Annotated in this window: 17 protein-coding genes; 7 read left to right on the forward strand and 10 right to left on the reverse strand. The window is 52.0% G+C overall.

What is annotated here, in order from left to right; all coding sequences use genetic code 11:
- Window positions 1–62: 62 nt before the first annotated feature.
- The 7 genes from M2305_RS00715 to M2305_RS00745 all read right to left on the reverse strand — a co-directional run bounded on the left by M2305_RS00715 (window position 63) and on the right by M2305_RS00745 (window position 8,756).
- On the reverse strand, window positions 63–461 hold the full coding sequence (locus M2305_RS00715; protein WP_099212739.1) for a tautomerase family protein: 399 nt from the start codon (window positions 459–461) through the stop codon (window positions 63–65).
- Window positions 462–491: 30 nt separating this feature from the next.
- The gene (locus M2305_RS00720) at window positions 492–1,613 is read right to left on the reverse strand and encodes a Gfo/Idh/MocA family protein (protein ID WP_264648274.1); all 1,122 of its coding nucleotides are present in this window, start codon (window positions 1,611–1,613) and stop codon (window positions 492–494) included.
- A 5-nt stretch (window positions 1,614–1,618) separates the two neighbouring features.
- Complete coding sequence (locus M2305_RS00725) at window positions 1,619–3,103, reverse strand: sugar porter family MFS transporter (RefSeq protein ID WP_264648275.1); 1,485 nt, start codon at window positions 3,101–3,103, stop codon at window positions 1,619–1,621.
- A gap of 99 nt (window positions 3,104–3,202) precedes the next feature.
- Window positions 3,203–4,003, reverse strand: coding sequence for a 5-deoxy-glucuronate isomerase (gene iolB / locus M2305_RS00730; RefSeq protein WP_264648276.1), 801 nt, complete (start codon window positions 4,001–4,003; stop codon window positions 3,203–3,205).
- The gene (gene iolE / locus M2305_RS00735) at window positions 3,985–4,887 is read right to left on the reverse strand and encodes a myo-inosose-2 dehydratase (protein WP_264648277.1); all 903 of its coding nucleotides are present in this window, start codon (window positions 4,885–4,887) and stop codon (window positions 3,985–3,987) included. Before iolE ends, iolB begins: the two co-directional genes overlap by 19 nt.
- Before the next feature lie 47 nt (window positions 4,888–4,934).
- The gene (gene iolD, locus M2305_RS00740) at window positions 4,935–6,791 is read right to left on the reverse strand and encodes a 3D-(3,5/4)-trihydroxycyclohexane-1,2-dione acylhydrolase (decyclizing) (RefSeq protein ID WP_264648278.1); all 1,857 of its coding nucleotides are present in this window, start codon (window positions 6,789–6,791) and stop codon (window positions 4,935–4,937) included.
- A gap of 24 nt (window positions 6,792–6,815) precedes the next feature.
- On the reverse strand, window positions 6,816–8,756 hold the full coding sequence (locus M2305_RS00745; RefSeq protein WP_264648279.1) for a bifunctional 5-dehydro-2-deoxygluconokinase/5-dehydro-2-deoxyphosphogluconate aldolase: 1,941 nt from the start codon (window positions 8,754–8,756) through the stop codon (window positions 6,816–6,818).
- A gap of 303 nt (window positions 8,757–9,059) precedes the next feature.
- On the opposite strand from M2305_RS00745, the gene M2305_RS00750 reads away from it, so the two are divergent.
- From M2305_RS00750 to ampC, 5 genes are all read left to right on the forward strand, one after another.
- Entirely contained in the window at window positions 9,060–9,896 is an 837-nt protein-coding gene (locus M2305_RS00750; RefSeq protein WP_264648280.1) for a MurR/RpiR family transcriptional regulator, read from the forward strand.
- 763 nt (window positions 9,897–10,659) lie between these two features.
- Window positions 10,660–11,340: an O-methyltransferase gene (locus M2305_RS00755; protein WP_264648281.1), complete on the forward strand. Its 681-nt coding sequence runs from the start codon at window positions 10,660–10,662 to the stop codon at window positions 11,338–11,340.
- Window positions 11,341–11,718: 378 nt separating this feature from the next.
- Window positions 11,719–12,489 (forward strand): alpha/beta fold hydrolase, encoded by a 771-nt coding sequence (locus M2305_RS00760; protein ID WP_264648282.1) that lies wholly within the window; start codon window positions 11,719–11,721, stop codon window positions 12,487–12,489.
- Between the two features lie 243 nt (window positions 12,490–12,732).
- A complete protein-coding gene (locus tag M2305_RS00765; protein ID WP_264648283.1) occupies window positions 12,733–13,365 on the forward strand; it encodes a hypothetical protein in 633 nt (210 codons plus the stop codon).
- Window positions 13,366–13,715: 350 nt separating this feature from the next.
- A complete protein-coding gene (ampC, locus tag M2305_RS00770) occupies window positions 13,716–14,861 on the forward strand; it encodes a class C beta-lactamase (RefSeq protein ID WP_264648284.1) in 1,146 nt (381 codons plus the stop codon).
- 436 nt (window positions 14,862–15,297) lie between these two features.
- Here the strand turns inward: ampC and M2305_RS00775 are convergent, their stop codons facing one another.
- The gene (locus M2305_RS00775; RefSeq protein WP_264648285.1) at window positions 15,298–17,673 is read right to left on the reverse strand and encodes a Hint domain-containing protein; all 2,376 of its coding nucleotides are present in this window, start codon (window positions 17,671–17,673) and stop codon (window positions 15,298–15,300) included.
- Window positions 17,674–18,202: 529 nt separating this feature from the next.
- Here M2305_RS00775 and M2305_RS00780 point away from each other — a divergent pair.
- A complete protein-coding gene (locus M2305_RS00780; RefSeq protein WP_015075063.1) occupies window positions 18,203–19,282 on the forward strand; it encodes an IS5 family transposase in 1,080 nt (359 codons plus the stop codon).
- Between the two features lie 661 nt (window positions 19,283–19,943).
- On the opposite strand, the gene M2305_RS00785 is transcribed toward M2305_RS00780, so the two are convergent.
- The gene (locus M2305_RS00785) at window positions 19,944–20,567 is read right to left on the reverse strand and encodes a TetR/AcrR family transcriptional regulator (RefSeq protein WP_264648286.1); all 624 of its coding nucleotides are present in this window, start codon (window positions 20,565–20,567) and stop codon (window positions 19,944–19,946) included.
- A gap of 145 nt (window positions 20,568–20,712) precedes the next feature.
- On the opposite strand from M2305_RS00785, the gene M2305_RS00790 reads away from it, so the two are divergent.
- Complete coding sequence (locus M2305_RS00790) at window positions 20,713–21,459, forward strand: glucose 1-dehydrogenase (protein WP_264648287.1); 747 nt, start codon at window positions 20,713–20,715, stop codon at window positions 21,457–21,459.
- 121 nt (window positions 21,460–21,580) lie between these two features.
- On the opposite strand, the gene M2305_RS00795 is transcribed toward M2305_RS00790, so the two are convergent.
- A complete protein-coding gene (locus M2305_RS00795; protein WP_264648288.1) occupies window positions 21,581–22,840 on the reverse strand; it encodes an aldehyde dehydrogenase family protein in 1,260 nt (419 codons plus the stop codon).
- Between the last annotated feature and the right edge of the window lie 3 nt (window positions 22,841–22,843).

Genomic DNA, 22,843 nt, shown 5'->3' on the forward strand with positions numbered 1-22,843 from the left:
AACGCATTGTATTTTTCAATACATTTGCGGTCCGTATTTACTCATCTGGAAAATCTAAACAATTATTTTCCGCCGAGCTCCCCTGTCAGGAATTGAGCCCTTCCCAGCCCGAAGGACCAGTGAGCGTCTTCATTCTCGACCACAGACACCATGACATCTGAGGAAGAAATACCACATTCCTTTTCCAGATATTCCGTAAGCAATTTGTAGAACAGAGCTGTTTTTTCTTCGCCACGAGGACGACTGAACATCTGAACCACCACAACCTTTTCAGTGCGGGGAATTCCCAGACCGGTATCTTCCACGATCATGCGGGAAGGCTTGTACTCCGACACAAGCTGATAACGGTCGCCGCGCGGAACCTCGAAGGCTTCCAGCATGGCCTCATGGGCGGCGTCCAGAAGCGTCTTGATTTCCGTATCCGTGCGGCCTTCAAGCATGTGGAAATGAAGTAATGGCATGATATTTTCTCCAGATTTAATTGAAACAGCTCAGGAAATCGTCTGCCATTTCTGCTCCCGGTGGGAACGAACAGCCGTATCGATGATTTTCTGAATTTCCCATGCTTCCCGGAAGTCAGGAGTGCTGGGCTCGCCACGATCAATGGCACGAATAAACTCTGCCATTTCGATCGTCTTGATATCGTTGAAGCCAAGGTGATGACCCTGCGCAACACAGAACGCGCCATAAGGCGAATGTTGCGGGCCAGTCTCGATCAGTCGGAACCCGTTTGATCGGCTATCGTCACCAGCCTTGTAGTAAAGCAGTTCGTTCATGCGCTCCTGCGTGAACGACAGCGCGCCCTTGCTTCCGGAAATTTCAAATTCCAGCTGCATTTTGCGCCCTGTTGCCAACCAGTTAGCCTGGATGGTTCCCGAACATCCCCGTTCAAAATTGACGATCATTCGAGCGACATCATCCACGTTGATATCTTTAAGTTCGGAAGCTCCCGGATAAGCAGGACGCTTCTTCACCACCGTATCAAGCTGGGCAAAGATCGACGTCACAGGCCCAAGTAAGAAACGGGCAATCGAAATGATGTGACTTCCGACATCTGCCAGCGCGCCCGTTCCGCCGGCCGGATCGCAGCGCCAGCTATAAGGAGACAGAGGATCAGACATAAAGTCTTCCGCGTGGATCCCGTTAAAGGCGTAAATCTCCCCGAGTTCTCCCGATGCTATAAATTCACGAGCATATTTCAGGAGAGGATTCTTCAGATAATTGAAGCCACTCTGCGTCCTGACGCCAGCCTTTTCAGCCGCCTGAACAATCTCCCAGGCCTCGGATGCTGTCGGGGACAGCGGCTTTTCGCAATGAACATGCTTGCCTGCGGCAATAGCAGCCAATGCCATTTCACGATGCAAAAGCGTAGGCGTCGTGATGGAGATGATATCGATCTCCGGATCACTGACGAGTTCCTGCCAATTTTGCGTACTGGATGCAAAACCAAACTGCCGCTGGAAAAGACGCGCGCGCTCCCCATCAATATCTGCGATCCGGTGCAGGACTGGCCGGGAAATATCGTCAAAAACGTTTCCTGCGGCCTGATAGGCCAGGGCATGGGCCTTTCCCATGAAACCCGTGCCAATCAGACCAATCTTCAATGTATTCACAAACTTCACTCCTGGCCTGAGACGGATGGAACAACTGGGGTATTGACAGAAGAGACCTGAGACGGCGCTCCTCCTGGGCGACGGCTGAGCATGACGGCTTCAATTTTCTCAAGCGATACGCCTTTTGTTTCAGGCACAAACTTGAGAACAAACCACATGCACACGAGGCACAGTCCGGCAAAAAGCCACATGGAAAATGCACCGTGGAAATGATCATTCAGAAACTTGTTGTCGCTCAGCATGGGGAAGGTCTGGCTGACGCCGAAATTCATGATCCACTGGCAGGAAACTGCAATGCTCATTCCGATGGAACGGATGGCATTTGGAAAGACTTCAGCAACCAGCGTCCACGTGACAGGGCCCCAGGACATACCGTAGGCAAACATGAACAGGAGCATTCCGGTAAGCGCCAGAAGACCGGTTGTCTGCGTGTAAAGTGCCCATGATACGATCAAGAGCCCGATGCACATCGCAACCGATCCAACACGGATCAATGGCAACCGGCCTTTGCGATCAATGATCCACGCCCCCAGAATAGCCCCGGCAACAGACACCACGCCGATCCAGATCGTCTGGAACAAAGCCGCCTGAATGCCGCCACTGGTGCTCTTCAGAACCATAGGAGCGTAGTACATGATGACGTTGACACCCGTGAGCTGCTGAAGCAGTGCAATCATCGCCCCTACAAAGATAATCCACTTTGCGCCGTCCCGCTTCAGAACGGACACGCTGTTGCGTGCATCAAGTTCCATGCTGGAGACGGACTCACGGATTTCACCCAGCAACGAATGAGCGTGCTGTTCATTGGAAATCCGCTTCAGCGTCGTGAGTGCCTCTTCGTCACGCCCACGCAGAACATGCCAACGGGGTGATTCCGGGATCAGGAAGATCGTGGCGCAGAAAATAACGCACGGTACGATTTCCGATGCAATCATCCAGCGCCAGCCAACATCTCTCAGCCATTCGGTCGAGGCACTCCTCGCGATCAGATAGTTCACGATGAAGACGACAACCTGGCCAAGAACAATGGCAAACTGCTCCATCGTCAGAGCACGACCACGCATGTCCTTTGGTGAGACTTCCGACATGTACATCGGTGAGACTGCCGAAGCGACGCCCACCGCAACACCACCAATCATGCGGTAAATAACAAACCACAGAAAGCTGTGCACAAGTGCCGCACCGAGAGCCGAGATCGTGAACAGGATGGCACATACAAACAGCGTGACACGCCGCCCCAGTCTGTGTGCCATCCAGCCGGACAGTGCAGCACCGATGATACAGCCAACCACCACGTTCGAAACTGCCCATCCCGTCTCTGCCGGAGAGAGCTGGAAGTAGTCGCGCAGTGAATCAATTGCGCCCGAAATGACGGACGTATCATATCCGAAGAGGATACCCCCGAGCGCTGCGACGGCGCAGATACGAAGAACATATTTTACGTCATGCCGCTCTGACTGAACAAACACGACATCCTTGATACTCGCCATGATTTCTACTCCATCACTAAGAAGCATTTCTCTCTTGGTGACTGGTTGGCCTTGTCGTTTCCTGTTGAAGAACCCTGCCGTGCAGGCTTTCTTTAGCGCTCAATATGGAAGGTGTGCCTGATCGGGATCCATGGAGAATTTCCATGCCCGACGCGGGCCCGCCATCACATTGAGATAATAAAGGTCGAACCCATGCGGCGCGCCGACCGGGTGATATCCTTTCGGAACCATAACGGTATCCCGATCGGAAACAGCCATGGTCTCATCGAGAGAACCGTCCTTCGTATAGACGCGCTGCAGAGCAAAACCGCTGCCCCGTTTCAAGCGATGATAATATGTTTCCTCAAGATAGGTCTCATTGGGAAAATCATCGGTATCATGCTTGTGTGGCGGATAGCTTGACCAGTGACCGCCAGGGGTAATGACTTCGACAACGAGCAGCGTTTCCGCCGGTGCCGTATCCGGAAGGATATTCCGGATCAGCCGCTCGTTTGTTCCTGTGCCCCGTGCAATCTCGCCCGCTTCCTCCGGAGGAATAAGTCGTGCCGGATATTTTCCAGACGCAGGGGAACGGCACACTGCCAGCTCCACATCCGTCTCGGCTTCAGCACGCCACGCCGTTCCGGGAGGAAGGTACACCGACCACGGCAGCCCATCGAATGGACTCATCCGCTCTCCCAGCACACCAAAATCCTGCTCCGCACCTTCGATACGGGCACGACCGCTCACCAGAACGAGGCAGACCTCTGTCCGGTCCGTAGCTTCTGAAACCGTTTCACCAGCCTTGAGTGAAATCACTTCAAAGCCGATGTAATCCCACCCAGCTTGTTCTGGCGTCAGATTAATAATCCGACGATTTTCATCGCGTGGGTGGGCGTGAATCAGGAGGCGCGAAGACATGACAGATGTCCCGTCTGCGAGAGGATATTGACCAGATAGTTCCGTCCCATCCGGGCATAGGTCAACGGGCTGACTTCTTTCGAATACTGTTCCGCCTCAAGAACAACCCAGCCGGAATAGTCTGGAATTTCCGCAAACACCTTGCCGTAGTCGATGCAGCCATCACCCGGAACGGTAAAGACATCTCCCATGATCGCCTGCAGGAAGCTCCAGTCTTTCGCATCTGCTGTCGCCCGATTGGCTGGCCGCAGATCCTTCACATGCACATGGCGAATACGGTCATGATAGACCTTCGCCAGTTCTGCCGGATCCGACCCCCCCCATAGAGCATGACCCGTATCAAGCAGCAGCTTCACGGAAGGCCCGGTCAGCGTCATGAGGGCATCAATGTCCTGGCGAGACTGAACAACGGTACCCATGTGATGATGATACACAAAGTCCAGTCCTGCGGCGGCCACGGCATCAGCCATCAGCGTCATGCGACGTGCAAATTCCGGCCACTCCTTTTCTGCCAGAACAGGGCGTCGGGAAAGCGGAATACTGACATCTGAATGAATGGCATTCGACGTTTCCGCAGCGATGAAAACTGGGGCTCCCAGAGCTTTGAGAAGCTGCAGATGCGGCTGCATCCGCTCGATCTCTTCTTCCGCGCTTCGAACCAGAAGCTCCGTCGAATACCAGCCGGAAATCAGTTCCAGTCCATATGAGGCAAGCACAGATTCCAGCTCAGAGGCCGTTGTTGGAAACTTGTTCCCCAGTTCCATTCCTTCAATCCCAGCCTCCCGTGCTTCGGACAGACAGGTTTCCAGAGAAATATCACCTCCCAGAGACGGCATATCGTCATTGCTCCAGATGATGGGATTGGCACCAATTTTAATAGTCATTGAAGACTCCCGGCCTTCCCTGAAGGCCTCACTTCCTGTGTGCAGTTTCAATTCCCGATGCGCTGACCAGCCCGCAACCGCTCATAAGTCGTTCGGGCATTCCTGACCGCCTCGCGCGATGACACTTCCGGAACTGCGACATCCCACCATGTGCCACCATCATCCGTGATCGCTTTCGGATCAGTATCAATAACGATCACCGTCGTACGATCTGCCGTTCTGGCCCGCTGTACGGCCGCCGAAAGCTCCGCAGTTCCCGAGACCTTTTCCGTCCGGGCACCCAGACCTTGCGCCAGTTGGATAAAATCGATTTCCGACGTCACCACCTGCGTGCAGTTTTCCAGCAGGTTATTGAACGGCGCACCGCCAACCGCCTGCTGAAGCCGATTGATACAGCCATAGCCCCGGTTATTCAGGAGAACGACTGTCAGCTTCTGACCCAGCATCACGGATGTCGCGATCTCGGAATTCAGCATGAGGTACGAGCCATCCCCAAGCATAACGATCACATCCCGGCTGGGGTCTGCCATTTTGACGCCCAGCGCGCCTGCCAGCTCATATCCCATGCAGGAAAAACCGTATTCCATGTGATATCCACCCGGCATCCCAGGACGCCAGTGTTTCTGGAGTTCTGCCGGCAGCCCTCCGGCAGCACAAACAACAATATCACTCGCCTGAGCCACACGCTGAACAGCCCCAACCACCTGCGCATCGCTCGGAAGGGTTTCCTGCGAAACAGACGGCTCAGCCTGATAGCGCAGGGAACTTTCCGACCACGCCGCCAAACCGTTTTTGGCTTTCTGCGTCCAATCCGGATCAGCTTTCCAGCCCGAGAGGTGGCTCTCCAGCGCCCTCAGCCCCACGCGTGCATCCGCTACTAGTGGGGTGGCGAGATGCTTCGTGGCATCTGCAACCTGTACATTCAGGGTGACAATCTTCACGGACGGATTATGGAAAATCCCCCAGGAGCCCGTGGTGAAATCCTGAAGACGGGTTCCCACGGCGATAATGAGGTCCGCCTCTTCCGCAAGTTCATTGGCCGCTGAAGTCCCAGCCACCCCGAGGCCACCCATATTCAAAGGATGATCCGGCAGCAGGGAGGATTTCCCGGCCTGCGTCTCACCAGATGGCACGCCGTGGCGGTTACAGAACTCCGCTAACGCCCGCTCTGCGCCAGAATAGAGAACACCGCCCCCTGCGATGACCAATGGCTTGCTGGACGTACGGATCAGCGCCGCAGCGTCCACCAGTTCACGTTCATCAGGTTCAGCCCGGCGGATACGGTGGATACGGTCCGCAAAGAAGCTTTCCGGATAATCAAACGCTTCCGCCTGAACATCCTGGCATAGAGACAGCGTGACCGGCCCACACTCGGCCGGATCGGTTAAAACCGTCATAGCGCGATTAAACGCCGGAATAATCTGCTCCGGTCGCGTGATGCGGTCAAAGTACCGCGACACAGACCGGAACGCATCATTCGCGCTAACGGTGCCATCTCCAAAATCCTCGATCTGCTGAAGCACAGGATCAGGAATACGATTGGCGAATATGTCCCCCGGCAGAAGCAGCAAAGGCAGCCGGTTGACGTGCGCTACGGCCGCGCCGGTCACCATGTTCAACGCACCGGGACCGATCGAACTTGTACAGGCCATGGCACGACGACGACGGGATGCCTTGGCAAAAGCCGTCGCAATGTGCGTCATGCCCTGCTCATTATGAGCACGCCAGGTGACCAGTTCATCACGTGACGCATGGAGCGCCTCTCCGAGACCGGCAACATTGCCATGCCCGAAAATTGCCCAGACGCCCGCAAAAAATGGCTCTATCCGGCCGTCTATTTCGGTCTTCTGAGCGATCATGGCGCGCACCAGAGCCTGAGCCATCGTCAGGCGTATCGTTTTCATTGTGATATCCTTTCGGGCATTCGCTCAGGCCGCGCTCTGGTGAGGCAGAGGGCGTCCCCTGCTCTGCCAGGCCGCCACAAAATGCTCGAAACGACGCGCCAGTTCGTCTCTGGCCTCGCTGTCCGACAGCTTACCCGCAAGCCATGCACGCGCCGGATCGCCGAAAATGGTACGCCCGATCGCGAAGCCTTTGACCCAGGGCGTTGCCGTGGTTTTACGGAATGCCTCTTCCAGATCCGCTACAGGCGCATCCAGTCCAAGGAGCAAAATGCCCCGGCAGAACGGATCACGCTTTTCAATGACATCGCCGATATTTTTCCACGCGGCTTCCGACGGCTGGGACTCAAGCTTCCACCAGTCCGGCTGAATGCCGATGTCATAGAGCCGCTCAAGCGCGCGAGAAACGGTATCGACCTTGAGTTCACCATGTTTCCCGGCAATGATTTCCAGCAACAGCTCCCGTCCTTGCAGCCGACATGCCTCGTACACCCGACGAAGTTCACGTTCCTGCCGCAGTTTCAGATCGTCGCTATCGTCCGGATGATAGAAGCATAGACATTTGATAACCTGATCTTTCGGCCATTCGATAAGCGAGGTTCCCAAGCTCCCCTGCCCTTCAAAATCCAGCGGACGTGATCCAGTTTTCTCAACGGGACGAGCCGTCCACAGACCTTCCTCGGCGGCGCGGAACAAAGCATCCTGTCCGTATCGGCCGTCCATGAAAACCCCAAAACCATCTCGCCCTTTCGCGACGCGCGCCGCAGCTTCAATAGCGAGAATTTTAAAATGAGAGATCTTGCTAAATGGCGCCCCTGTTGCCAGGGCCATGTCTTCCAGCTGCAGCCTGTGATCACAGGCAAGTGCCATAATTGGAAAAGCCTGTTCCCGTCGCGTCGTAACCCAGTGCAGATGATTTAGAGCGTCATCATATCTCAGCACCTTGGACGTCGATCCATGAGACAGAAAATATTGCAGTTCTTTCCAGGTCGGGATCTCAGACGAGCATAGAAGGCGGGAAACGGCGAATGCACCACACGCATTCGCATACCGGCAGCACTCAGACAGTGCCTCATCCTTAAGCCAGCCACGCAGGAAGCCAGACATAAATGCGTCCCCGGCTCCAAGTGTATTGTAAACTTCTACGGGAAAGCCTGGACCACTAATCCCTTTTTCAAGGCTGTCAGGGATGACGCCATCAAAAACGATACATCCCATCGGTCCGCGCTTACAGACAATCGTACCGTCGGAAACAGCTCGAATATTGCGGATGGCTTCCAGCGTATCTTCACTGCCACCTGCAATATGCAGCTCTTCTTCCGTACCAACGATCAGATCACAATCCGGGAGAATATCCTGGAGATGCGCTGTCACATTCTCAGAACGAACGTAACGCGCCTCGCCGTCTCCGATCCCAGCCAGTCCCCAAAGGTTAGGTCGATAATCCACATCAAAAGCAATGCGGCCGCCCGCCTCCCGGATTAATTTCATCGCCTTCCGCTGTGCGGCGGCAGCTTCCGGTCGTGCGAAATGCGTTCCGGTTACGACAATTGCCTTTGCACGCTGAATAAATGCTGGATCGATGTCATCTTCATTCAACGCGGCATCCGCACAATCGGTCCGATAAAACAGTAACGGGAAACTATCCCGGTTTTTGACGCCCAAGATTGCCAGAGCCGTGAAGCGGTCCGGATCCGTACGAACACCGTCGATCGCAACACCCTCACGGACCATCTGCTCCCGGATGAAACGCCCGAAATGCTCGTTCCCGACACGGGTAATGATGCCGGACTTCAGCCCAAGACGAGCTGTTCCAATCGCAATATTAGCCGGACAGCCGCCGACCGCCTTACTGAAACTGGCCATATCTTCAAGCCGGCTGCCAATCTGCTGCCCGTAGAGATCCACGGAAGCACGGCCAATGGTGATAACATCAAGATCTGGAGACATCGCAGGATACACCTTCATCGTGTCTGAACATTCCCTGAGAAATGGAATGTTTATTCTCTTTCCACACCATCAACGCACCTGCAATCCGATTCTTCGTTATTTATATCACTTTTAAATGATATAATCCCTTTTTTTACGTTACATATCTCGAGATCCTCAACTGAAAACACACCGGCGGTTCGATCAGGAGGGTTTAGTGGAATATATTTTCCATTTGAGGTGACGGCATTTTACAAGCTTTCTTCCAAGCATCGCCAAAAAATGCGATCATCACCAAGACATTGCGCATGATGATGACAGGAAAGGCGCAGATGAACGACCATGACTGATCGGTATCAAATTTTCTCAGCAGAGCTTGGAGAGCGATACGCATCCCTCCCCCCACGCCTGAAGCAACTCGCCGATCTGGTCTCCAGCAATCCTGACGACGTCGCACACTGGACGGTCAGTATTCTCGCGCTTCATGCCAATGTTCAGCCATCGACAGTCGTTCGCTTCGCACGAACGTTCGGCTTCCAAGGATATTCGGATTTTCAAGCCATCTTTAGAGAAAGGCTCCGCGGTCTGGCGTCATCTTACCCCGAGCGTTTGCAGACATTAAAAAACCCGGACGATGCTGAGCATTCCACAATCAACCTGCTCACAGGCTTTCATCGAGCTGCCATCACATCCCTGAACAGCCTTCAGGAAAAGACAAACCCTCTGCTGCTGGACCAAGCTGTCGACATCCTAGCAAACGGACGCAGCATTCACATTCTTGGATTACGCCGCTCCATGCCCGTAGCGCGTTACTTCGCCTATCTACTGGCAAAAATGGCTATTCCCCATCAGATCATCGGAATAGAAAGCGGCATGGAAGAAGAAGCCCTTCTCACCACAAACCCGACTGATGCTGCCCTCATCATCAGTTACGCTTCCTACGCCCCGAAAACCGTCGAACTGTTCCAGAAACTGGAAGAACGCGGCGTCCCTATTGTCTCCCTGACAGATAATAAAAACAGCCCGGTGATCCCAAAATCCGGGATGTGGCTACAAGTCGCCGAAGCTGACTTTCACGGCTTTCGCTCCAATGCTGCTTCTGTCGTTATGGTTATGACATTAGCAACCGCAATAGGAAATTATCGATCCGAGAACCGTATTGTACGCGTCGGGGTTTAGTTCTGGACTATGGGTTAACTATTAAGCTGCGTTGCATTCATGGTCTAAGCGGCTTTTCCACTAACGTTTCGAAAGTAGCCTTTGAGGATTGTAGAAATCGCTAATGGTGCGCGTGGTGCCCTGCTCGACCTCCTGACATGTACTTCAGACCTGTCGTCACATGAGTTCTGTTTTCAGGGTTTTGAAGAAGCGCTATGTCCCTGCATTATCCCAACAGTTTCCCTTTCTGCTTATGGACACGAGAAAGCCATGAGCAGAAAGGATCTGACAGTACGCCGCTGAACAATTGCGATGATCCGCGTGATGGACGCAGCCTGACGGTGGCTGACGCAAGCCAAGGGTGCGTTGTAACGCTGTCGCGGCTATGGTCTGAATGCTCTTGCAGTCTTCAGGACCAATCAGGCCTGCGATATAGGCTGAGCAAATTCTATGCCGCCTTTTGCTACCCTGACATTCTATACACGAAGCGAGCCATCTCTCAAGATCCGCTCGGCAGTCTTCCTCAAAGCTGACTCCCCATAATTAAGATCGAACTGCTGGTCAGTCTGAAAAAATTCATGCTCTCCAAAGATATTGCATGCCCCCACCCGGCTTTGGAAAGGACGGTCCGGCCATCGAGGCATTACGGATGATGCGCCATCGTCGAATTGTCCGCTCACGCTTGCCTTCTCTTAAAACGAACGTGCAAGGCTGGAATAACTTCCCACGCTAGATTACGTTGCCAGATAGCACTAACATCAACTCCGACGTTTGAGGCTTACGTATGCGCCAGCCCGAATATTCATTAGAAGATCCACAGCAATGGAATACCGTGGATACTTATTTTACTCAAAATCTGGCACAGGACGATAAGATTTTAACAGACGCTCTCGCGTCGAACGCAGATTCAGGTTTACCTATTCACGACGTGTCTGCTCTCCAAGGACAAATGATCGCCATTTTAGTTCAGATTGCGGGTGCTAAACGTGTGCTGGAGATCGGCACTTTAGGCGGTTACAGTACTATCCGCATTGCGAGAGCATTACCATCAGACGGAATAGTGGTCACGATTGAGGCCAATGAGCACCATGCGGCTGTTGCAGAGGCAAATTTTTCTAAATCCGACCAGCACGATAAAATCGATCTTCGTGTCGGTAAAGCGCTCGACGTTTTGCCACTTCTGAATGAGTCGTTCGATTTAATTTTCATCGATGCCGACAAGCCGAATAACCCAAATTACATTCAGTGGGCTCTGAAGTTGTCTCGTCCTGGCACCGTTATCATAGGTGACAATGTGGTGCGTGGTGGGGCCGTTGTTAATCCATCGAGCGCGGACCCGAACGTGCAGGGCATTCGAAGCTTCATCGACATTATCGCGGCAGAGCCCCGCCTCACAGCGACAGCTATCCAGACCGTAGGTGAGAAAGGCTGGGACGGCTTCGTTCTGGCACGTGTCTCCTCATGATTGATTATTATAGGGGAAGCTCACTACAGCGAACCATCTACCCTCTAATCCGGCGCAAGATGGACCTTTAGCCCTACTTGAGTGAGGGGTTTCAAGAACGCTACAAAATCTAACTTCCTTAGCAATCAGGTAACGTCCGCCATAAGGGCGATTATAATCTATTTGCTGACATTCACTGAGAGACAGACCGTCGATGACGGGTGAACAGACCCGTCGCTTGAACGCAACATGACAGACTTTTCTGGCCATCTAAATTGTAGGTCATAAGATGTTAAAGTCTTCGTCTGGGTCGGTGGCACCAAACCTTGAAAATGTAGCGGCCCCGGTAATAATCTCCCTGTACAATCCAGAGCAATCCGATCTTATGAAAGCCATTGAATGTTTGATTCAGGAAAGCTTGTATCAGTTGGCGATACAAATCTGTTCGTCTCTGAAGCCGGGAACCCGCGAGGAAGGTCAATAGTCCTACTTCATGGCGGTTTGCAGAGCCGGCTCGCTTTCATTCCGATCGCCAAGCATTTGGCAGAAGATTATAGGCTGATTGCTATTGATACACGCGGGCATGGTCGATCTGGTATCGGTACTGCCGCTTTAACATATCGACAATTGCAGGATGATTTTGCCGTAGTCCTTACCGCATTGGGGCTGCAGAAATTTGGTATAATCGGACATAGTGACGGTGGTATTGTCGCCCTGCGTCTGGCTGCATCTCATGCTGTCCAACCAGAGTTCGTCATAGCGGTTGGCGCGCATTGGATGTTGCCGGAAGATGATACAGCCCGGCAAATTTATCAGACGATCAATCTTGAAAAATGGCGTGAGATGTTCGGAAATCAGATCGCGATCTATAATGCGGAAAATCCTGAACCGGATTTCGGAAAGTTATTCAATGCAGCGACGCATATGTGGCTTAGCTGCGACGAAGATGCCTATCCTGGTGCTTCTGTAAAAAACATCCAGTGTCCTCTACTCGTAGTACATGGTGACGATGATATGCTAGTGTCACGACAACAGGCATTTGAGCTTACTGAGCAGGTCAGCGGTGCTAGGTTGCTTAACCTCCCCTTCGCCAAGCATACGTTACTTGAAGACATGCCTAAATGCGTTTTTCTATTTTTACAGAATTTTATGAAATATGTTACAGCGTGAAGACCGTGCAGTTGTATGTCTCGTAAGAAAAAACTCCTTTTAACTTCTGGATTTCGGTTTCGTTTGGTGAACTGACAAACAGTATGGGAGGGAAGTGAAATTTCTACTTTGCGGCATGGATACTCAATAGCAGATGTCTCCGGGGAGACAGACACGCTTCTCACAAAACGCAAACATACTTTGCCAGCGCGTCTATCTCGCTTTATCACGATTGAAGGTAATTGACGGTAGAGAGACTCTTTGATGCGTCGTGCTTTTATCCTCGCCAGCCTTTTGTCGCATCCAATGTCTGCAATAGCTGGCCCCCCAGCGGTATCAGAGCCATGGATACCAGTGCCGCTGAGTAGCGGTTTGCCGAGCTTACATCGTGCTCTGGCCCCTCAAAACGGTATCGGTCAGACTACCATAGTCCTTGAGACGACCCGATTAAGCAATCTCTACCGCCTCCATTTGATCAGAGCAGTCAGCCACAAGGGGGAAGCCGCATCATCCATTTCATGGGGGTGCTGGTATAACAATACGAAGGTCGGGTCAGTTCGTATTTGTCCCGCGAGCTACGAGATTGATGGTGGCGATATAATTGGGTCACTTTCGATCGAACGTGTTCCCGTGCCGTCACAACCTATTACGCCAGAAGCCATCACAATTGCAGGTCTGATAAAATTTGGAGCTACTTATGATGAGATCATGCAAACCTTCGGAACTGAAACCAATCGCCATACAGAGAAAAATGGGACTGTGATTATAGATTGGCGCTATAACCAGCCGCTTTCAACGAAGCAAGGTCGGGGCTTCAGCACGTTCGGCGACCTAGTTGTGACCTTTGAACACAACACAATGACGAAAATATTTTTCAGCCAAACTACCGCGGACTAGCACCCGACCAAGCGGTAACGGCTGAAATCTCAGTCTCCAACCTCTTCGATGAAAGTAGTCCGAGTACGACTGGAAATTTCCCTCAAAGCAGAAAGTCTACCTCCAATCGGTCTGTCTACTCATGGCAATTAACGCAGGCGGATAGATCACAGTCGCCTACATTTCAGACGCATAGAAAGCCCGCCCGGCTCTTCGGTATGCGGACTTATGGTGATAAGGGATCAATTATACTCACCTGGTAAATGCATGGCTGAGCTCCGGCTTGTAATATCGTGATCGCCATAAGTTTGTCTCTTAGCACTCTATATTCATACGAACTCACGAGAGGAATGCACGAGTGGAGCATATAGATGAATAAGCGGCCGTTGATTGTGGTACTTTCTGTTGCCGTAATCGCTTCGAGTATTTTGCCTGCAAAAGCGGACAGTTTTTCTGAACAGGCGCGCGATGTGCTCCAACCCATGATGAAAAAATACGACATACCCGGCCTTGTTATCGGTATTACCCGTAACGGCAAACATGAATTTTATGCTGCTGGAGTAGCCTCACGGGCTGATAACCGCGCTGTCACGCCTGATACTCTGTTTGAACTCGGCTCAATAAGCAAAATCTTTAATGTGACGCTTGCAGCATTGGCTGAAGAACGCGGTGAACTCAGCCTCAATGAAACAGTAGCACATTATGTCTGTGTAGACGCCTGCTCGATAGGCAATCGGTTGACCCTCATGGATCTTGCAACGCACCATTCGGGAGGCCTGCCTTTGCAGGTTCCGGGAAGCATAACCGACGTAGATGGGCTGGTGGCCTGGCTGAAGAACTGGCATCCGTCGGAACCGGGAGCAAGAAGCTACTCCAACATCAGCATCGGAATGCTTGGCTACATCACTGGTAAGGCCATGGGCTCTGACTATAAGCAAGTTGTGCAGGACGTACTTATTCCTATGTTCAGGCTGCAGCATACTTGGATCGACATACCAGAAAGCGAAATGGGCCAGTACGCTTGGGGATATGACCGCAAGACCAACGCACCAATCCGAATGAGCCCCGGCGTTTTGGCTGATGAAGCCTACGGAATAAAATCGAACGCTCGGGACATGCTGAAGGTCCTCGATGTAGAGATGGGTCAGGGGGCAGCTTCGGAAGAATTGCGGAAGGCTGTTAAGAAGACTCATGACGGACAGTACAAAACAGCGTTCTTCACGCAGGACATGATCTGGGAGCAATACTCCTGGCCCACTAACCTACATACGATGACACTGGGCAATGGATCTGACTTTATCATGAAACCACAATCAGAGCAGAAGTTGAGCCCGCCGCTCCCTCCGCAGAAAAACGTTCTCCTTAACAAGACCGGATCAACGAATGGTTTTGGTGGCTATGTTGCAATTCTGCCCGGTGAAAATATCGGCATAGTTGTCCTAGCTAACAAAAATTATCCTAATGAAGCTCGGGTGAAAGCAGTCTACTCGCTCATCGAATTACTGAACTCTAGGTAATAGTCGCCAATGACGAAGACGTCTGAGTTTGAAGATCGACATCAGAGAACGGACTTTCCGGCCGCCATGTCGATTGCATGAAGAAACGTATCAGGACCGCTGTTCTCTTAACGAGTGGTAGAGAGCAGTTCACTAACCAACGACGGCCGCTTATCGAACATCGCCAGCAAAAATTCTAGGGTGGTCCAGCTGGCTGACAACGGCCATGTTAAGCCCCCTTAGCGACCACGATGCTCTTGGTGAGTTGTGCCTGAGACAGACCGGTTCCGGTTCTGATGGCCACCAAGTCTATGGACGGGGTGAGTAATAGCGCTTTTAACCTGGACTTCTAAATATGCGAGAGCCTTATTCAGGCAGAGTGTGAAGAAATTTTGAGGCCAAAAACGTCTGACGTGATGGGGAGGCAACCGCCTCCCCATCATCATTTAACAGCGTGTTATCCGACCTGACGCAGATCAGAGCGCACAGGGTGATCTTCCACAAGGTACGGTCCACCGGACACAACCTGAATGCAGAGAATGCTTGGCTCTCTGCTAACGATATCTCCGCTCTGCAACGACAGGGCTGCATCCCCATCTGTCCAGCGGTATCTGTAAGATTCCAGCCCGTGCCATCCGGACAGGTGAGACAGGGAAAGATGCGCTGTCAGACTGATTGTCTGACGGGAAGCAAAGAGTGAAACATCCCCAACAAGAACACCCAGGTCACGCCGATCATCCACAAACGGTCCGATCGTGTCACTCGGACGGCTTGTCCGCGAAACCAGACGAACAGTTGCGACATTCGCAGGGATCATGAATGTAACCCGATCGTTTGCCTGGCGTAGCGGACGGATAATCTGACCAAAGTTTGTCATCAGGTGCAGATCTGGATCCGTCGTCAGCTCGGGCTGAGGCGCAGCACTTGCAGCGCGCGCAGCAATCGCGGCATGGATCGGCTCGACAAACGCCCGCGACGTCTCCAACGGCAGTGTTTCCGAACCGCCAGCTTTTGAGCCGCCAAAGATTGCGGTCACTGTGTGGTTGTCGAACTGGCTGCGGTTACCTGTATCGAGATAGCTCTCGGTCAGTGCGTTTTCAGCCCAGACCGCTTCATGGCTCTCCAGCTCCACATGGTAATAGGTGTAGCTGTTGATCGTGCGATCAATCAGGATCGAGACACCGTTAACCAGCATACGGGCTGGAACAAGCTTGCCCTCGAAGACCATGCAGTGTTCCTGCGTGACCAGCAGATCACGGGACGGAACGCCATCGGCCAGAGCGCCCTCGCGGATGCGGACGAGCCAGTTTTCTTCTGGCACACGCTGGTCGGCGACCGTGATGGAGCGATGACCCAGCCATTTGACGGGCATGGCGCCTTTGGGTGTCATGACCAGCGTGCCGGGTATGAGGGTCTCGACAGTTGCTTCGCCGTCTGGCGTCGTGAGCGAGGTACCTTCTGCAAAGCACGTCGTGTAAATCAGGCCGCCATTACTGTCAGACGACAGGGTGTAACCGTAGCTGCTGGCGCCCGGTACATTGAGCGAGTACGTGCCGCCGGTCGTGTAAAACGTGATGCCACTTGCAGTCGTGCTGACACTGGTAACACTGGCCTGCGGAATGGAGGCAAGATCGATCGTGTCCTTAGGAGACCAGCCAGAAATTGTATTGGTTGGCATAGAGGTGCCGCTGACAACCAAACGCGCACCATCACCAGAGAGCAGGATGCTATTGCTGCCAACGGTGCCGTTGACAACCAGAGTACCGCCCGAAGAGACAACTGCCTGCCCTGCAATCGTACCGCCCGAGGCAACAGCTACAGTGCCGCCATTCTGAACTGTGGGGGTGGAGATCGCGGCACCACTCAGAACATTGAAGGTAACGTTATTGGAAACAGTCCAAGTTCTGGTATCTTTAAATCCAGATTCCAGATTAACAACACCACCATTCGACGTGAAGGTTGTATTGTTTGTTCCGCCGGTAGGTGTGTAAACATTCAGCGTTCCACCATCCACTACAGTGCTGGATACAACGCCACCTTGAACATTTATCGTACCACCGGAAGAAATACGCGAGCCAGACAGAACAGCTCCCGAATTAACGGTAATTGTGTTTCCGCTGGTAGCGTAATTTCCACTGGTAGCCGTAAAGGTTACACCAGACTCCAGAATGAAGTTACCGCCAGCACCAACAATAGTCGTGCTAGTCGTATTGTTGGTGTACAGATCCAGTGTACCACCACTTATAACAAGATTGGTTCCGGCGCTTGCATACGCTTGAAGAGTAGCCGAGGCACCACTTCCAATCGTTTGGTTAGCAAGAGTTGCACCGGAAGAGACTACTAATGTAGTGCCAGCCCCCGAGAGCACACCTCCCGAAATGCTTCCTGAGTTCGTGATCGTACCCGTTAGAATAGTACCTGAAGCCGCCGTAATAGCAGCACCTGCTGCGACAGTGCCTCCGCTGATGACCGCACCGTCAGCAGCGCTCAGAACGCCGCCGCTGAAAGCGCTAACAGCAAGAACAGTTGCCCCGCTAGCGGCACTGACAGTACCGCCGCTACGAATATAGGGATTATTGGCCGTTCCACCGCCAGAAACGTAACGAATACCTCCACCCAAAATGACACCTTGGTAGGAAGAGCCGCCACTGGAAATGTAATCCTTACCACCACCACTGACCACACCGTTCCGCACGATGGCGCCCGACGAAACAAATCGCTGACCGTAGTTGTATTGGTCCTGCGTTGCACCGCCACTCGAGACGATTTCAATATCGCCAGCGGAGATAACATTCGAGGCGATTTGCCCCGAGGAAACATTATAAGTCGCCATTGCGTGTGCATCCTCAATCATCAACCACTGAGCGGAATGTGAAAGGGTTCACGCCCTGGCTCAGGAAGTTTCTCCTCTGCAACTACTCGCCGATTTATTGCGGGCTATTGCAGTGAGAAAAAAACAAACATTTACAAAGTATGAATTCAAGCTTTTTCCGACAAAATATGGCATTTAATTTTAATGTTTTTTTTACGAACGAATGAAAGCTATTTCAAAAACGATTTTGGAATTGGAAAAGTCTTTAAATAATCAGGAATTTTTATTTTTATGATAAAAATTTAAAAAGAAATGTATTCGCTCACGAAATTTAAATGATTCCAATCCGAGGCGTTGTTTTTTCTTGGCTCAGATGAATGCTTTGGATTCGATGTGACGTCTGAAGAATTTTCGATTTGATCAGAATCGAAATACGGCCTTGGGATGGTAAGAATTCAAAGAAAAACCACATGGAGGGTTCGAAAAACCCTTGGCTCTGAGCTGTTCTGTGTGATTCCATTTCTTCGGCGTTGATTGGGGATGGTGGAAGATGAAGCAGCCTGGTTTCTTTGATGTTGAAGAGCGCCTTGCTCGGCTGAGCGGGCTTGGCGATCAGCTGGAGGCCTTTTCCCGGACTGTGGATTTTGAGGTGTTCCGCCCTGATCTGGAGCTGGCTCTGGCCTATTCAGACGGAAGTAAAGGCGGACGTCCGCCGTTTGATCCGGTGCTGATGTTCAAAATTCTGGTCATCCAGACGTTGAACACTTTGTCTGATGAACGGACAGAGTATCTGATCAACGACCGCCTGTCGTTCATGCGCTTTCTGGGATTGGGGCTGTCGGACCGCGTGCCGGATGCCAAAACGGTCTGGCTGTTTCGTGAGCGTTTGACACAGGCGGGTGCCATTGAAAGGCTGTTTGACCGATTTGACGCGACCCTGCGGAACGCCGGTTATCTCCCGATGTCCGGCCAGATCCTGGATGCAACACTGGTGGCTGCTCCAAAGCAGCGCAATACGAAGGCTGAGAAAGCGGATCTCCGGGCAGGACGTATTCCAGAAGACTGGCAGGACAAGCCCGCAAAGATGTCGCATAAGGATCGTCATGCACGATGGACACTTAAGTTCACGAAGGCGAAGCGGCAGGACGATGGAACCATACCGTCGAGCGATCTCGCCATCCCGTTCTTTGGCTACAAATCCCACGTCTCCATCGACCGGAAGTTTCGGTTCATCCGAAAATGGAAGACGACGGATGCCGCCGCCAGTGATGGTGCGCGATTGAGAGAGGGGCTGTTAGATAAAACCAATACGGCCTCAAGCGTTTGGGCTGATACAGCTTATCGCTCGAAAGCGAATGAGGACTTCATGGACAAAGAGGGTTTTGTCTCAAAGGTTCACAGAAAAAAGCCGCATCTCAAGCCTATGCCCCGACATATCCAGAAATCGAATGCTGGAAAGTCCGTGATCCGATCGCGCGTCGAGCACGTCTTTGCCGACCAGAAATCACAGACGGGATTGTTCATCCGAACTGTCGGTATCACCCGGGCCACCATGAGGATCGGGCTGGCCAATATCGTCTACAACATGCGCCGCTTCCTCTTCCTCGAAAGATTGAACGCGAGCGCATAGTCATCCAGCGGGAGAGCAGTCCCCGATCTGCTCAAAACGCAGATCAAAAGCTCCCCCAAAAACCGTCAATCAAATCGCCAAAAGCCTGAAATCACGAGCCAGGCGCATCAACCAACGGTTCTTCGATCCCTCCACATCATATTTTATTTTGAAATTTACAGCGCTTTTCAAACATCCCTGTGCGTGGTGGTGATATTTCCTGAGTGAAGCTTGGCAAGAGAAGCCGGTGGGGGCCCAAATCCCTGTTGGCATGCCGTGAGATACGATTGCATGGTTATGCAGCTTTTAGGAAAAAGCTGTGCCAAGGTGATTTTGTGTTGGATGTTATTCTGCCCACACTGAAGTAGGTTAACCTAGACATCGGCCATGCGGCAGACAGATCCGTTGTAATGTTTTCCAGTTTCAATCATGCAGACAATACGTCTGCCTTACCGTATCGCATCATCAAATTGCACATCTGTAATCCCTACCAGAGTCACATTAGGGCGCCCATTCGATCACTATAATTTCTTTTGAGGCGTATGGTACAAAGAGGCTGAAATGCAGTTTGCATGTATCGCCTTATCACACCCTTAAAAATAACGGTTCGCTTGTCATGAATACGGAAAACAAAAAATTTTTCTGTAAGTGGGGATGACCAAGACTATATTTAAAGTCTTGGTCATCCCTTTGGCCAAGCGTTCATTCCGAACCGCGCGATTTCCATCAGTCTCTCCTGTGATGCTCCGTCACGAGCTTGGACAGCCATGCCGCGTAGGAGGGAACCGTAGAACGCTGCCAAAGCCTCAATATCGGTACCTGTCGGCAAATCACCTACCTCCAATCCCTGTTGCAAGCGCGCAGCCATAGCGCCTTCTGCCTGTGTCCGCTGACTAGCCAAAAGATCGCGCAAACGGTGCTGGTTCGGGGAGCATTGCGTTGCCGCGACTGAGATCATGCAGCCTGCAGGCTGGTCGGGGCGTGTAAATTCAACGGCAGCTGCTGTCGTTAAATCCTGAAAGACAGTTCGCGTATCGGCATCTTCACCGAGGATATCGAGAAACCAACCTCCAGCGACACTCATGTAGGTCTCAATCACCTCGTGATACAGCGCCTCTTTGCTTCCAAAAGCATTGTAAAAGCTGGAAGCACTGATCTTCATGACTGAAATCAGATCATCGAAGCTCGTCCCCTCATAGCCGCGATCCCAAAACAAGCGCATGGCGGCACACAAGGCTTCCTTGCGATCAAAAGATTGAGGGCGCCCGCGCCCTCGCCGCCCACTTGGGTCTTTTTTTGGTGTCATCGCTCCATAAATCCTTGAAACCAGAGATCCAAACCTTATATGCCTTATGTTGGAGCGATTACTCCACATTTAAATCCTTTGCTTTCGACCAACCGGGCATAAAGTACGCATGTGCGTTCTGGCCCATACAGACAGGCACATATCCATGAGCAAACTTTCCGGAAAAGTTGCAATCGTAACCGGCGCCTCTAAAGGAATTGGGGCTGGTATTGCCAAGGCATTCGCCGAAGCGGGGGCCGCTGTCGTCGTCAATTACGCCTCCAGCAAATCCGGAGCGGACGCCGTCGTCTCAGCCATTGCGAGCAATGGCGGTCAGGCCGTCGCTGTTCAGGGAGATGTTTCTCGTAAATCCGATGCGCAGGCCATCGTGGATGCGGCGATCAGTCAATTCGGGCGATTGGATATTCTCGTCAATAATTCCGGGGTTTACGAATTTGCTTCGATCGACGAGATCACCGAAGACCATTTCCATCGTCTCTTTAATGTCAATGTGCTTGGCACTTTACTGACGACCCAGGCCGCCGCCAAACACCTTGATGATGGCGGTAGCATTATCAATATCAGCTCCGTTGTATCTCGTATTACGCCACCAAATTCTGCTGTCTATACGGGAACAAAGGGAGCCGTTGACGCCATTACAGGTTCGCTTGCACGCGAACTGGGGCCAAGAAATATTCGGGTAAACGCTATCAATCCTGGCCTGATTGAAACAGAGGGCACCAAAACGGCCAATGTTGTGGGTTCCGAAATGGAACAGCTCATTATTTCACAGACACCACTGGGACGTAGCGGCCAGGTTCAGGACATTGCTCCACTTGCCGTATTCCTCGCCTCTGATGATGCGCGCTGGCTGACAGGCGAAACACTCATTGCCTCCGGTGGGCTGCGCTGACGTTTGACGTTTGACGTTAACCCGGCAGACCTCTGCCGGGTTAATATTTGATTATTGGTTTGTTTTACAAACAATATTGTCCGCGAAATATACTCTTCCAAGAAAATTTAAGCCCTATTATCTAGAAAATGTTTTTGCGAACAGATGTTACAATCGGTCGGGTAAGCGAAAGAAGGCCCTCGGCTCCTCGGGTAGTGCCATAACCGCTGCTTCGGGCACCTCCAAAGGGGAGCCGAGGATCCGCGGTTGGTATGATAAGGTCATTAATGCAAATGGACCCAGCCGAGATTTTTGGAGCGATGAGTTTGGCCGAAGTTTCTGAACCAAAAATACTGGCTCCCAAAGCGTATGATACCTGCCTGTCGAAGCAGAGCGCTTCTTCCACATCTGCCACGCCAATAATCGCGATCCAAGGCGCAAAAATGTCGGTATCAAGCAGGTGATGCAGTTCTTCCATTTGAGTCAGCAGAGTGACGCTACCTATCGTTTCGGTGCTTCCCCCAGACGCTTTGATAGTTGCCGAGAACGCCTCAAGCCGTTTTTTCTGGTCTTTATCAACCAACAAAGGTTTCTTTTTTTTGAGTAAATTGCGCAAGCGATCGACAAGTTCGGTCTTGTCTTGATGGCTGATAAATACGCGGTGTGGTGCAATACATGTCGCGCCATTATTCAGGCGAGCCCCGTAAACAAGTTTACGGGCGACATGTGCCAGGTTAGCATCTGGAAGCACAAAAACTGGGTCAACGCCCGAAAGCTCTATGATGGTGGGAGTTAGCGTTTTAGAGGCTTGTTCTAGAACAGCCCGCCCTGTTCGAGCTGATCCCGTGAGAATGATCAGATCAAAACCTGCGGCCACCGCGTCAGAACCGGAATCTGTTGGAAGGATCTCGCACAATCCATTTGGAAAACCCGCTGAGGATACCAAATCGGATAGCATCTTCGCCGCTGCCTCTCCTCCGGGAGCCGGTTTCAGCGCGACTGCATTTCCAGCTACTATTGATTGCAGAACCTGTATTCCGGGTAGCATCAGAGGATAATTTCCAGGTGCTAGAATGAGCACCGTGCCGTAGGGTCGCCGCTCGATAGTCGACGTGACACCCGGCAGCCATACTGGCCGCCCCCAGAACCCAGCCCTCCGGGCGCGAAAAGTTTTTGCAGCATTTTTTTCCAGAAATTTGCAAGCTGCCAGAAGAGGCAAGAGTTCAGCTGTAATCGTTTCAATGGCAGGACGATTTGGAAATAATTCAGGCAAAACCCGCCATTTTTGGCGCAGAAGATTTCGAAAACTACGGATAAGACGCAGTCGTGTGACCATCGGCACCGTTTGCCACAGTTCAGAAGTTTGTCTCAGTCGCTGAATATCACTATGGGATATGGTCATGTG

The sequence above is a fragment of the Gluconobacter cerinus genome, assembly GCF_025961355.1.
Lineage (GTDB): Bacteria > Pseudomonadota > Alphaproteobacteria > Acetobacterales > Acetobacteraceae > Gluconobacter > Gluconobacter cerinus.